Source organism: Clostridium sp. KLE 1755, from assembly GCF_000466465.2.
Taxonomy (GTDB): Bacteria; Bacillota; Clostridia; order Lachnospirales; family Lachnospiraceae; genus Eisenbergiella; species Eisenbergiella porci.
The window spans coordinates 17,245-30,364 of sequence record NZ_KE992782.1 but is presented as its reverse complement, the minus strand read 5'-3'; the positions used below and the strand labels follow the sequence as shown (position 1 = coordinate 30,364).

Here is a 13,120-nt window from a genome sequence, read left to right as displayed (position 1 = left end):
CTGCTTATTCCCCTGATTCCCCGGCCTCAATCCTGGCCGCCAAATCCTCCAGATACATCCACCGCTCCATTTTCTGTTCCAGCAGGCTTTCCAGCTCCTCCTTTTCCTGGGTCAGGCTGTTGAGTCGGACAAAATCCGTGGCAGCGGCAACGATATCCTTTTCCAGCTGTTCCGCTTTTTCCTCCATTGACGCAATTTCCGCCTCTATGGTTTCATAATCACGCTGTTCCTGGAAGGTGAATTTCAGCTTTTTCGCCTTCATGTGATCCGGCTTCCCTTTTTTGCCGGAGGCCGCCGTATCCTGGCCGGAGGAAGCGTCTCCCCCCGACTGCCCGCGGCCGGAGGTCCCGGCCTGCGCTTCCGCCTGAAGCTGCGCCTCCACTGAGATACGCAGGGCATAATCCGTATATCCGCCCTCATACTGCTTCAGCCTGCCATCCTCCTCAAATGCAAAAATCCGCTGCACAATCCGATCCAGAAAATACCTGTCATGGGATACGGTTATCACGATCCCGTCAAAGCTGTCCAGATAATCCTCCAGAATCGCCAGTGTTGTAACGTCCAAATCATTGGTAGGCTCATCCAGTATGAGCACATTCGGCGCTTCCATCAGCACCCGCAGCAGATTCAGCCTTCTTTTTTCCCCGCCCGAAAGCTTCTCAATCAGGCCATACTGCTCCTCTCCGGAAAACAGGAACCGTTCCAGCATCTGGGAGGCGGTAATGCTCCCCTCCTTCGTCTGCACATATTCCGCAGTATCCCGGATATAATCAATCACCCTTTTTTTCGGATCCATATATGCCGTCTTCAGATCAATACGAGCGCTTTCAATATCCTCCGGAAGCTGCGTCCCTCCGGCAATGCCCGCAATTTCCTGGGCATAATAGCCGATTTTTATGGTCTGCCCTATCACCACCTGCCCGGCATCGGGAAGCACCTGCCCGATAAGAATTTTCATCAATGTTGTTTTTCCGCAGCCGTTGGGGCCGATAAAGCCCACCCGTTCGTTTTTCAGGAAAATATAAGAAAAATCCTCTATCAGCTTCTTCGTCCCATAGGCCTTGCTGATATGGGAAAGCTCCAGGGTCGTACGCCCCATCCGTGAGGAAACCGATCCCATATCCACACGGCCGTCCGCAGCCGGGCCGTCCATGCCCTTAAGCTCCTCATAACGCTGGATACGCGCCTTCTGCTTGGTGGAACGCGCCCTCGCCCCGCGCTGCATCCACGCCAGCTCATTGCGTAGAATGGACTGGCGCTTCCTTTCGCTGGCAGCCTGCATTTCCTCCCGCTCCGCCTTCAGGGACAGATAACCTTCATAATTGGACTGATAGGAATAAATGCTGCCCTTATCGATTTCAATAATACGGGTTGCCACACTGTCCAGAAAATATCTGTCATGGGTTACCATAACCACCGCGCCCTTCCACTTTAGCAGAAAATCCTCAAGCCAGTCCGCCATATTATTATCGAGATGGTTCGTCGGCTCATCCAGAATCAGGATATCCGCCGGCGTCAGCAGCGCGGCCACAAGCGCCAGGCGTTTTTTCTGTCCGCCCGACAACTCCCCGCATTTCTGGGAAAAATCCGTCACGCCCAGACGGGTAAGCATGGTCTTGGCCTGGCTTTCCATTTCCCAGTCCTCCTCCTGCGCACCTCCCGCCGTCTGCCCGCCGCTCTTTTTGTTCCCTCTCAGGACGCTTTCCAGTATGGTATCCTCCGGCCGGAATTCGGGCTGCTGGGAAAGGAAGCGCACCACCACATGGTTGGCTTTTGTCACGCTCCCCTCATCCGGCTCCTCCAGTCCCGCCATGATTTTCAGCAGCGTTGACTTTCCCGTGCCGTTAATGCCGATGACGCCCACCTTTTCCCCCTCCTGCAGATAAAAGGAAGCATTGTCAAACAGCTTCCTTTCCCCATAGGATTTTGTTATATTTTCAACAGTCAGAATATTCATAGATACCTGTCCTTTCTACGTTAACCAGCCAAATAATTACTCTTAGATATCATAACCCGTATTATCCTTCTTTGCAAATATAAAGTCGCCATAATATCCGTACCCGTAACACCCTCAATACCCGCAGTACGAAGTCACCGTAACTGCCCGGCAGCTCCGTCCGGCAAAGCTTATACTGCATGCCGATTCCTTCTATGTTTCCAAAAAGCAGCTGTCCTGTTCCTTCACCGCTACTCTTAAAATTTATTTAATTATTCTTCCCCGGCCTATCTTTCACTCCCTGTTTTTGTTATATTGATATTACAGGATGAACGCGGCCGACAGGCCGCAGGAAGTGAGGTTATTATGAAAAAAACTTATTTATCCGTCGCTGCCGCCGCACTGCTCACGCTTGGCGCCTGCACCCTGGTGGCATGTGAAACCCGGACAACAGCCCCAACCGCCCCTGCCGCCGGCATTCCCGCCGAAGGTCCGCTTTCCGCAGACAGCGCTTCGGAGAGCACAATTACCGTAAACAGCAGTGAAAAAGTGACCGTGGTCCCGGACATCGCGGAAATCGTATATTCGGTTCAGACAGAGGCCGCCGATGCCGCCGGCTGCCAGCAGAAGAATACGGAGGATGTGGACAAGGTGGTCGCCCTCCTTACTGAACTTGGCGTAAAGGAAGGCTCCATCCAGACCACAGGCTACTATATGAATCCCCGCTATAACTGGAGCGGTGATGAGCGCACGCTTATCGGCTATGAAGCGGTAACCACGCTCACCGTATCCGATCTCCCCCTGGATCAGGTGGGCGGCATACTGGCACAATCCGTCAGCGCGGGCATCAACAATATCCAGTCCATCTCCTACCTTTCCAGTAAATATGACGAAAGCTATCAGGAGGCTTTGAGCCTGGCTATCGCCGCCGCCCGGACAAAGGCAGAAGGTATGGCGCAGGCCGCCGGCTGCCAGCTGGGAGAAATCTCGGCCCTCAATGAACAGAGCACCTACAGCGAAGCCCGCTATACAGATAACGCTCTCGCGGAAAAAACAAGCATGAGAGCCGCATCCATGGATACCGCAAACGTAACCATCATGCCCGGCGAACTGGAGGTAGAGGCTTCCGTCATTGTGGAATACGGCCTGCTGCCCGGCAGCGGCGCACAATAAACGGATAGAAGGAAAACAGCCATGAAAATTATGATAATTGACGGGCAGGGAGGCCGTATGGGCAGCCTCCTTACCGAGAAAACAAAGAATGCTGCCATTCCCGGCGCCCAAATTTATGCAATCGGAACAAACAGCATCGCTACGGCCGCCATGCTCAAGGCCGGGGCCGATTACGGCGCCACCGGGGAAAATCCGGTGCTGGTCAACAGCCGGGATGCCGATTATATCATCGGCCCGCTGGGCATTATGGCCGCCGACTCCCTGCTGGGCGAGGTCACTCCCGCCATGGCGGTCGCCGTAGGCCAGAGCAGCGCCATGAAAATCCTTCTGCCGGTAAATAAATGCAATCACCATGTAGTCGGCGTATCCTCCGAATATTCCATGTCGGAGCTGGCCGAGCAGGCGGTGCGTTACCTCCTGGACTGCATCGCAGGCAAGGCCTGAGGGCAAACGTCTGATATATCCCCTGCTATACCCAACTGATAAAAAAGGTCTCTGAGGAATTCCAGCGGCCCGCAAAAAACATCCGCCCCGGAGGATATTTCTTCCGGGGCGGCATTTTTAACTTAATTAACAATCCTTCTTACAGACAATATCGGCTTATAGGTTGCGTTGCCGTATTTAATGCCGGTTTTGACACTGCTGGCATGGACGATTCTTCCATTGCCAAGATAGATGGCCACATGGCCCGCATAACAGATCAAATCTCCCGGCTGCGCTTCCTCATAGGAAACCTCACGGCCCGCGCTTCTCTGGGACGATGAATTCCTGGGGATGCTGTAGCCATAAACCCTGTATACGGACTGGGTGAATCCGGAACAATCCGCCCCGTTTGTCAGGCTTGTCCCGCCCGGCACGTAAGGGTTACCCACGAACTGGCAGGCGTACTGGGCAATATCGCTCCCGCTCCCGCCGCCAATCTTTGGAGGTACGGTTTTGGCTCCGCCCGATGAAGCAGTGGCGGTTCCGTTGGAAGAATTCTGTGCGCTCTGGGAATTCTGCTTCTTTTTCTGCGCCTCTTCCTCCCGCTTTCTCGCTTCCTCCTCCGCCTTCCTGGCGGCTTCCTGGGAAGCCAGCTTCTGTATTTCCGCATTCTGCTGCTTTATCTTCGCCTTGTAGGCCGCCGCTTCCTGCTTCGCCTTTGCAAGCTGCACCTCATAATCTGCGGCAAGCTCCTTCTGTTCGTCCAGGGACACCTGCAGGGAATCTTTTTCCTGCTCCAATTCATATTCAGAGGCTTCCAGCTCTGATTTCTGTTCCTCCAGGCTTTCCTTCAGCTGCGCCACCTCCTGAACGGTAGCGGCATAATTATCCAGCATCTTTCTGTCGTATGTATAAATTTCCTGTACATATTCGGCCTTGTTCAGCATATCCGCCCAGCTCTTGGCTTCCATCAGCAGCTCCAGATAACTGGTCTCACCCTTTTCGTACAAATACTGGATACGTTTCTTCATGGCATGATACTGCGCTTCCTCTTTGGCCTTGGCCTCATCATAATCCTTCTGTGCCTGTTCTATCTGCACCTGTGTATCCGCGATTTCATCCTCCAGAAGGCTGACACTGGCCATAATTTCCGCAATCTGGCCGGTCAGCTCACTGATCTGTGCATCCACGTCATCCTTTTCCCCGGAAAGATCATTGATCTGATCATTCACGGAATCCAGCTGGCTCTGGGTGCCTTTTTTCTGGTTTTCTTTTTCCTGCCTCTGCTTCTGAAGGTCGCTGATACTGGTAGCATATGCTGTCTGCGTCATGGATATTGCCAATATGAATATCAAAAGTAGACTGAAAAATTTCTTCCGCATATCCTGCCCTTCTTACGTATCGCATCTGCGGCCGCATTCCGGCTTCCGCCCTCTATGCAGCCGTTTTTTCCGTATCGCTTATAACTCGCAGTTCTTCACTGTTCTGGGGAATGGAATGACATCTCTGATGTTGCCCATTCCGGTAAGATACATCACACATCTTTCAAAGCCAAGCCCGAAGCCCGCATGGCGCGCGGAACCGTAACGCCTCAGATCAAGGTAGAATTCATAATCCTCCTTGTTAAGCCCCAGCTCCTCCATACGCTGTTCCAGCAGCTCCAGCTTGTCTTCCCTCTGGCTGCCTCCGATGATTTCCCCAATGCCGGGAACCAGGCAGTCCATGGCGGCAACCGTCTTGCCGTCCTCGTTCAGCTTCATATAAAATGCCTTGATTTCCTTCGGATAGTCGGTAACGAAAACAGGGCGTTTGAATTCCTTTTCTGTCAGATAACGCTCATGTTCGGTCTGCAGGTCGCTTCCCCAGTGTACCTTATATTCAAATTCATCATTATGCTTCTCCAGGATTTCAATGGCCTCCGTATAGGTCACATGGCCGAATTCAGAGGTGAGGACATGCTCCAGACGCTCAATCAGCCCCTTATCCACAAACTGGTTGAAGAACGCCATCTCCTCAGGCGCATTGTCCAGCACATAACGGATTACATACTTCAGCATGCTTTCGGCAAGCATCATATCATCCGTCAGATCCGCAAAGCACATTTCCGGCTCAATCATCCAGAACTCAGCCGCATGGCGGGTGGTGTTGGAATTTTCCGCGCGGAAGGTCGGCCCGAAGGTATATACGTTTCTGAACGCAAAAGCATAGGTTTCCGCATCCAGCTGCCCGCTTACCGTAAGGTTGGTAGGCTTGCAGAAAAAGTCCTGGCTGTAATCCACCTTGCCTTCTTCCGTTTTGGGCACGTTTTCCAAATCCAGCGTGGTCACCTGGAACATTTCTCCCGCACCCTCACAGTCGCTTCCTGTAATCAGGGGCGTATGCACATAAACAAATTCCCTTTCCTGGAAAAATTTATGGATGGCATACGCCGCCAGGGAACGAACGCGGAAAACCGCCTGGAAGGTATTCGTTCTAGGACGCAGATGGGATATCGTGCGCAGGTATTCAAAGCTGTGGCGCTTCTTCTGAAGCGGATAATCCGCCGGGGAAGCTCCTTCCACAAGAACCTCCTCAGCCTGCATTTCGATAGGCTGCTTTGCCCCGGGTGTCTCTACAATTGTACCCGTCGCCACCACCGCAGCTCCCACGCCGATTCTGGCTGCTTCCGCAAACCCCGGCATTTCACTGCTGTATACGATCTGAAGCGGCTCAAAAAAGGTTCCGTCATTGACTACAAGGAATCCAAAGTTCTTGGAATCCCTGTTGCTTCTCACCCATCCGCCAACGGTGACCTTCCTGCCCTGATACTTTTCTTTTTCTCTGAATAAATCCTTGATGTTTGTCAGTTCCATTTTTTTACCCCTCGTTTTCGTGTTCTTAATAAGCGGTAAGCGCGCTTTGGCTTTATTACTTTTACAGATAACTCCTCAGTACCTTAACAGTTACCTTTACTTCTTATCCGCCGCCTGTGTCCCGGCAGCGCTTTCTGTTTCCTCTGCGGCGCCGGTTTCTGTCCCGGCTGTCTCTGTTCCTTCTGTCTCAGTTTCAGCTGTCTGCGTGGCAGTTTCCGTTGTTCCCTCAGTATTCAGCTCCTGGACAGGCTCCGTATCGGTAACCACCGCATTGTCAAACAGGAAGGACAGCACCTTCTCTGTCATCATGTATTCCTTATAGCCCTTCAAATCAATGGCACTCTTATATTCTTCCACATCATCGTAGCCATAATCAGCCGCATTCTTCTGAAGCTCCGCTTCCACCTCTTCATCCGTCACATTCAGGTCCTCCGCATCCGCAATTGCCTTCATCGCAATAATTTCGCGGGCGGCCTGTGCCGCAGATTCCTGAACCTGTTCCTCGGAGGAGCCTGTCGCAGCCATAAAGCTTTCCAGATCATAGCCGTACATCGCGGCATAGGAGCTCATATTCGCTTTAATTCTGTCATAATAACGGGTAACCATATCTGCCGGGGGCTCTTTGAACTCGGAATTCTCCACTACCTTAGCCAGAATATCGATCTGGGCATTGGAATCGTGGGTATTCTGCTCATCCTCCATCAGCATATCAAATACATACTGCTTGTACTCATCAACCGTGGAAAGATCCAGTTCCAGTCCTTTTACATATTCATCCGTCAGCTCCGGAAGGGATTCCGTATGGATGCTGTTAACGGTTACGGTAAACACCGCTTCCTTTCCGGCCACCTCCGCATTGGGATAGCTTTCAGGGAAGGTAACCGTAACATCCCTTGTCTCACCGATTTCGGCGCCGATAAGGCCGTCTTCAAAGCCATCAATAAAGCTGCCGGAACCGATTTCCAGATCATAACCCTTATCCGTACCGCCTTCAAAGGCCACGCCGTCGATCTTTCCTTCATAATCAATATTGGCAAAATCGCCTGTCTGCACGGCCCTGTCCGTAACCTCTGTCGTTACCATATTGCTCTGCAGCGCATAATCAATATAGCTCTGTACATAATCATCTGTTACCGTAGGAGTCGTTTCCGTAACTTCAATCCCTTTATATTCGCCAAGGGTAACATAGTCGGCCACATTGATGCCATCCACATAGGCATCCTCGCCATATTCCACAGCTGCAGCTGCAGTTTCGGATCCAGTCTCCGCCGGTGCTGCGCTCTCAGTACCAGCCTGGGTGCTCTCCCCATTCTCCGCTGTTTTCCCGCATCCTGCAAGTACGGATGCCGACAGCGCCAGTACTGTCATAGTAGTTATAAATTTTTTCATGCTTTGTCTCCTCTTATATTAAACAATAGCGCGACCTGCGCCGGTTATCATTGTATCATATTTTAATCTCACATAAAACCCTTTATTACAGGAATTCACACATAATTAAGAATATTTCCAACAGTAACCAAAGGTATAAAACTGCACTTCTTGGGCCACAATCCCTTGCTTAATCCGGGAAAGTCTGCTACAATATTTTTGCATCTAACTTAAGGAGGTTTCCACGTGAGTACAGTAACAATAGTATTATTGGTGATATTGGCAGTTCTAATCGTCGGCGTTGTTGTTTTGTATTTTCTCGGCAAGAAAGCCCAGAAGAAGCAGGCCGAACAGCAGGAGCAGATCGAAGCTTACAAGCAGACCGTCTCCATGCTGATTATTGACAAGAAAAGGATGAAGCTGAAGGACGCAGGACTTCCCGCAGCCGTCATAGAACAGACTCCAAAGCTGCTGCGTGGTTCCAAGCTTCCCATCGTAAAAGCGAAGGTTGGCCCTCAGGTTATGACGCTTGTCTGTGAAGAAAGCATTTTTGAATCCGTTCCTGTAAAGAAAGAGGTAAAGGCCACTGTCAGCGGCATCTACATCACCGCAGTAAAGGGCCTGCATGGCACCACACTCGTTAAGCCCACCAAGAAAAAGAGCTGGTTCAAGCGCAAAGTGGAGAAGCTGCAGGAGAAGGCCGGAGCGAAGCCTCTGAAATAAGCCTGATAATTTGATATGGACCGTCTGTGATGACTGAAATAAATCCCCCGGGAAGCATGTGTGGAATGCATCCCGGGGGATTTTTATTTCCTATATATATCTGTTCTCAGATCCGGTCCCCGATGTAAACATTACCCGTGCCGACGTTCTTTCCGGTTATATCCGGTGCTGCATCTAACCCAATATAAGCAAAAGGATTATTTCAGAGTAAATACCCATTCCCCGCTGCCGATTTCTTTTATCTCTTTATTTCCTTTGACAACAGCCTCCATGCCATGAGGGATACTCAGCCAATATTGATATCCCTCCTCTGCCTTTTCCCACCTCACTTTTATTTCTCCGAATAGAGTGTTATAAGAAAAAGAAACACAAGAAATCCTGTCTGTAACTTCCGGATATATCATTATTTTTCGGAAGCCAGGTGCCAAACTCTTTACCCCTGCAATCCTCCGGTAAATGAAGTCTGCAATACAGCCAAAGGCATAATGATTGAAGCTGTGTGTGGAGATACTTCCATCTTCACGAATCCCTTCCCAGTTTTCCCAGATTGTCGTAGCTCCCATTTTCACCTCATATAACCATGAAGGGCAGGTATCCTGATAAAGGACTTTGCAGGCTGTATCATGGAACCCCGCATCCCAGAGCACATCAAGTAAAAAGGGCGTTGAAAGGAAACCGGTTGCCAGATGATAATCTGCAGCTTTTACCAAAGCTTCCAAACGTCTTTCGAAAATTCTTTTTGTGTCGTCCTGAACCATTCCAAATGCTATCGCCATAACATACAGCCCCTGTAATTCATTCAACAGACGCTTATCCTTTGTTATATAAACTGAATGAAAAGCAAGCCTGATTTTCTCTGTCAGATCTTTATAATATGCTGCCCTGTCCTCCTTTCCCAATATCTCACTTATCTGATACATGCATTTTGCTTCTCTGAAATAAAATAACGCCGCTGTGATTTCTTTGCTGGCAGCAACTCCATCCTCGTCTGAAAATCCCGGCATCAGCCAGTCCCCCCAATGGTATCCTGTATTCCAGAGATATTTCATAAACGGCCGTTTTTTATAATCCATATAATATTGTTCAGGCATGGAATCTTCTGCACATGCAGTCACATAAGCCATCCATTTTTCCATGGCTTCGTAATTTTCTTCCAGAATATTTATATTCCCATATCCTTCATACAAATCCCTGGCTACAAATATAATGGCATCTCCCCAGCCGGCAGAGGTCCATCCCGGATTAGGTTCACTTCTTCTATAAGCATCTGTATACGGAACGACGATAGGTATCTGGCCTCTTTTCAATTGTTCCAGCCTGCACTGTTTCAGCCACCTTCTGAAAAAGCCCTGCACCTCCTGCTGCCATATCGCCGTGCTGCAGAATATTTGTGCATCTCCGGTAAAACCCCCTCTTTCCCTTTGCGGGCAGTCTGTAGGAATGGATATCATATTTCCGCATTGGCTCCAGTAAGCATTCTGAATCAGTCTGTTTATATTACCGTCACTGCATTCAAAACAGCTGGTATCCTTTAACCCTGTTTCCAAGACAACGCTCTTACACTGACCCGGGTTCAACTCTCCTTTCAAACCGCTTATTTTAATATAACGGTATCCCTGGAAGGAGAACTGCGGTTCATATACATAATGATCCGTTGTTACATATATATAATCTGTCTGATCATGGAACGGGAATCTCTGTGTAATTTCAAGCAAATCCCCGGAATCCGGATTGAGAATCTCACTATGTTCTATCTTTATCAGCTGGCCGGCTTCGTTTTCCAGGGTTATTTTTTCCCGTCCTGCAAGCACCTGTCCGAAATCTGCAATAAAGCTTCCTTCACTAAATTTTGTTACTGTCCTTGCTTCCAGGACTGTTTTTACTTTAATTCCTTCATATTCCTGGGGTGTAAGAATATGTTTCGGATATGCTTTTTTAACGGTTCCATAGGGAACAAGTGACTGCCGCATATCCAGATACTCTCCCATGAACAGATCCGCATATAAAAATGGTCCCGAATAAGCCTCAAAGGTATCATCGCTGCAAAGCTTTTGCATTTTCCCATCTGCATATCCGACCTCTGCCTGCATTATCAACGCAGGCCTTTCCCCATATAAATAATTCATCCCGGGAATTCCCTGTGCGTGACCCGCGTACCATCCGTCCGCAAGAATAATATCAAAGCTGTTTTTTCCGTTTTTCAGATATGGTGTTATATCATACGTCTGATAATAAACCAGTTTATCATAAGCTGTAAAATCAGGTGCCAGCGCATAATCCCCTATCTTCGTATCATTCACTGTCAGCTGATAGAACCCAAGCGCCGTAATATAGACACGTCCGCACTCCCATCCCTCAGACAGATTCCATTCTCTGTGAAAGTACACAGGCCGCCTTAAACCCTGATCCATTTCCGGTTTTTTTATATTTTTCTTCCAAAAGCCCCGGCTTACCTCTAACGCATCCTTATAAAACTCTTCATTCGCTTCTATCCACTGTGCCTCCCAGGATTCTTGTCCCGCCATGGCAGTTTCAAAAAAAGAATAGTCACTCCAATCCAGCCACTCCGCCTTTTCCCCATGACTGATTTGCACCCGGACTCTCCAGTAATATTTTGTTTTTTCTTGAAATACGTTCTTAAGCTCCCACTGGGTTTCACCGGAATATGACTTTCCTTCATATGTCAGGTGTTCAAAATTCTCCTGTTCAGAAATCTGAACCCAGCGCTGAATTTGTTTTATGTTCTTTCCTTCTCCTGCTATTATCCATCGGAGGATACATCCCTTTACAGAGACTCCCAGAGGAGTTCTCATACCATTACAAAGCATTCCCTGTATATTCAGTTTACTTTTTTTAACCCCATCATTACTCATAGCCAATCCTCTTAATAAAAAGGAGAGATATCCTCCTTTATCCGGACGATACCTCTCCCCAGTCCCTCTCTTAGTTATTTCTGCTGAGCCAGCCACTCATCAAGCTGCTTCTGATTTTCAGTAATAATTTTGTCTATTCCGGCACTTTCCAATGCCTTGAGGAATTCCGGATAAACCGTATCAAGATCTACCGTGCCGTATTCCAGCTGTGTCAGATACTTTGCAATAACGCTCTTTACTGTAGATTGCTCCGTACTGACGGGTGTTGCATCAAATTTATATCCGAAGGCCTTAGAAGTATGGTCCAGAGATTCCTGAAGATAGGCTTCTCTTTTCTGTGTGTCCTCCGGCTGCAGAGGGGATTCCATATAATATTGGCTCTGATCACCCCAAACGCCGTATACATTTATGTAATCCCTGTCTTCCTTAAGATCGATTACCACTCCATTATCCTGAACAGTATAGTCAATCCCTTCCTCGCCATGTGTTAAAACATTCTGAATTTCTGCATCCATAAATAAAATATTTAAAAATTCAACTGCCTTTTCAGGATACTTTGCATTTTTAGGGACGAAAAACAGCACTCCGGTATATACATTAGTTGTCATATAGGTAGGACACATATTCAGCTGTACTACACCAAGGCCGGAATCTCTTTCCGCTGCTTCCCGGGTGCCGGGAGTACTCATATTAATATAGCTGGCTGTTTTACCGGAATTGAAAAGAGTATCGGAGCTTTCGGACGAGGTTGCTGCATCTTTTGAAATATATCCTGCCTGATACCATTTTCTCATCCATGTGAGGTATTCATAATAACTGTCTGTGGCATATAAATTTTCTACAGTTGTACTGTTTAAGGGGTCTGTCAGTACACCGCAGGATTCTCCTGAAACACCCAGATTATCATAATTCTTTACGTAAAAATAATTTGATTTTGTTCTGTTTCCCGACACTCCAAGCGCTGTATACTCCGGGAATTTCTCCGATATCTGTTTAAAGATATTATCCAGGTCTTCGTATCCTATGTATCCATCCACATCAATTCCAGTTACATCCAGTTCATCAAATACATCCTTCCGGATATAAATAGCACCTCCATTGCCGGGTGCCGAAGGAATCGTAGGAATTCCATACTGATGTCCTTTATACTGGCCTGCACTTAAGAAGTTCTTTTCCTTGTCTTTTGCCAGCATATCCTGGCCGTGGCTTTGAATTAAGTCATCCAGCTCCATAAAAGCGCCTGAATTAATCATTGCCAGATAATCCTGGAACACCGTGATCATGATATCCGTATCATTTCCATTGGCAAACCACATATTATACTTCGTCGCCTGATCTGCAAATGCTACAGGCACCAGCTCTACCTTACAGTTTATCTTTTCCATGGTCAGGTTGCTTAATGCAGTTTCTATTCTGTCAAGCCCTTCCGGCTCCGTGCCGGATGTCAAGTAGGTCATTTTAATAGTAACTGCTTCAGAAGTATCCTCTGCATTTTTACTGCCGCTGTCCACATTGTCCGTATTTTCCGCAGCTACAGAAGTATTCTGGTTCTGAGAATCTGTTCCTGATGCTGCCCCACAGCCTGCAAGCATAAACGCTGCCATTGCCGTAGCAATAAAACGTGTCATTTTTCTTTTCATAGTTCCTCCTTCAGGGATTGTCCCCCTCTTTACTGCTTTTTTATTTGTACCCCATTGCTATATATAATTATGTTCCCAAAGAACGTATACCATATAGTGCACATGGTATTGCCGGCTTACCGTTCCTTATAG

The 13,120-nt window shown here is 48.4% G+C and carries 9 protein-coding genes; 3 read left to right on the top strand and 6 right to left on the bottom strand.

All coding sequences use genetic code 11. The features are described from left to right. Positions 1–4: 4 nt before the first annotated feature. Positions 5–1,957, bottom strand: a complete 1,953-nt coding sequence (locus HMPREF1548_RS27885) for an ABC-F family ATP-binding cassette domain-containing protein (RefSeq protein ID WP_021640229.1) — start codon at positions 1,955–1,957, stop codon at positions 5–7. 345 nt (positions 1,958–2,302) lie between these two features. On the opposite strand from HMPREF1548_RS27885, the gene HMPREF1548_RS27880 reads away from it, so the two are divergent. Together HMPREF1548_RS27880 and HMPREF1548_RS27875 are read left to right on the top strand one after the other, a co-directional pair. After that, positions 2,303–3,109, top strand: coding sequence for an SIMPL domain-containing protein (locus tag HMPREF1548_RS27880; RefSeq protein ID WP_035324366.1), 807 nt, complete (start codon positions 2,303–2,305; stop codon positions 3,107–3,109). A 21-nt stretch (positions 3,110–3,130) separates the two neighbouring features. Continuing rightward, a complete protein-coding gene (locus tag HMPREF1548_RS27875; RefSeq protein WP_021640226.1) occupies positions 3,131–3,553 on the top strand; it encodes a DUF3842 family protein in 423 nt (140 codons plus the stop codon). Between the two features lie 122 nt (positions 3,554–3,675). Here HMPREF1548_RS27875 and HMPREF1548_RS27870 read toward each other — a convergent pair whose 3' ends face one another. From HMPREF1548_RS27870 to tig, 3 genes are all read right to left on the bottom strand, one after another. Beyond that, positions 3,676–4,914 carry a C40 family peptidase gene (locus tag HMPREF1548_RS27870; RefSeq protein WP_021640225.1) on the bottom strand — a complete coding sequence of 413 codons (1,239 nt, stop codon included), beginning with the start codon at positions 4,912–4,914 and terminating at the stop codon, positions 3,676–3,678. 78 nt (positions 4,915–4,992) lie between these two features. Next, positions 4,993–6,384 carry an asparagine--tRNA ligase gene (gene asnS / locus HMPREF1548_RS27865; RefSeq protein WP_021640224.1) on the bottom strand — a complete coding sequence of 464 codons (1,392 nt, stop codon included), beginning with the start codon at positions 6,382–6,384 and terminating at the stop codon, positions 4,993–4,995. 96 nt (positions 6,385–6,480) lie between these two features. Continuing rightward, on the bottom strand, positions 6,481–7,773 hold the full coding sequence (gene tig, locus HMPREF1548_RS27860) for a trigger factor (RefSeq protein WP_021640223.1): 1,293 nt from the start codon (positions 7,771–7,773) through the stop codon (positions 6,481–6,483). A 225-nt stretch (positions 7,774–7,998) separates the two neighbouring features. Between tig and HMPREF1548_RS27855 the strand changes: the two genes are divergently transcribed. Beyond that, positions 7,999–8,475 (top strand): hypothetical protein, encoded by a 477-nt coding sequence (locus tag HMPREF1548_RS27855; RefSeq protein WP_035324364.1) that lies wholly within the window; start codon positions 7,999–8,001, stop codon positions 8,473–8,475. A gap of 197 nt (positions 8,476–8,672) precedes the next feature. On the opposite strand, the gene HMPREF1548_RS27850 is transcribed toward HMPREF1548_RS27855, so the two are convergent. Beyond that, complete coding sequence (locus HMPREF1548_RS27850; RefSeq protein WP_021640219.1) at positions 8,673–11,348, bottom strand: family 78 glycoside hydrolase catalytic domain; 2,676 nt, start codon at positions 11,346–11,348, stop codon at positions 8,673–8,675. 74 nt (positions 11,349–11,422) lie between these two features. Then, entirely contained in the window at positions 11,423–12,988 is a 1,566-nt protein-coding gene (locus HMPREF1548_RS27845; protein ID WP_021640218.1) for an extracellular solute-binding protein, read from the bottom strand. Positions 12,989–13,120 lie beyond the last annotated feature (132 nt).

Bases quoted from the DNA above. Each gene is read 5' to 3' on its own strand.
- HMPREF1548_RS27885 (WP_021640229.1), bottom strand. From the start codon at position 1,957: ATGAATATTCTGACTGTTGAAAATATAACAAAATCCTATGGGGAAAGG.
- HMPREF1548_RS27880 (WP_035324366.1), top strand. From the start codon at position 2,303: ATGAAAAAAACTTATTTATCCGTCGCTGCCGCCGCACTGCTCACGCTT.
- HMPREF1548_RS27875 (WP_021640226.1), top strand. From the start codon at position 3,131: ATGAAAATTATGATAATTGACGGGCAGGGAGGCCGTATGGGCAGCCTC.
- HMPREF1548_RS27870 (WP_021640225.1), bottom strand. From the start codon at position 4,914: ATGCGGAAGAAATTTTTCAGTCTACTTTTGATATTCATATTGGCAATA.
- asnS (WP_021640224.1), bottom strand. From the start codon at position 6,384: ATGGAACTGACAAACATCAAGGATTTATTCAGAGAAAAAGAAAAGTAT.
- tig (WP_021640223.1), bottom strand. From the start codon at position 7,773: ATGAAAAAATTTATAACTACTATGACAGTACTGGCGCTGTCGGCATCC.
- HMPREF1548_RS27850 (WP_021640219.1), bottom strand. From the start codon at position 11,348: ATGAGTAATGATGGGGTTAAAAAAAGTAAACTGAATATACAGGGAATG.
- HMPREF1548_RS27845 (WP_021640218.1), bottom strand. From the start codon at position 12,988: ATGAAAAGAAAAATGACACGTTTTATTGCTACGGCAATGGCAGCGTTT.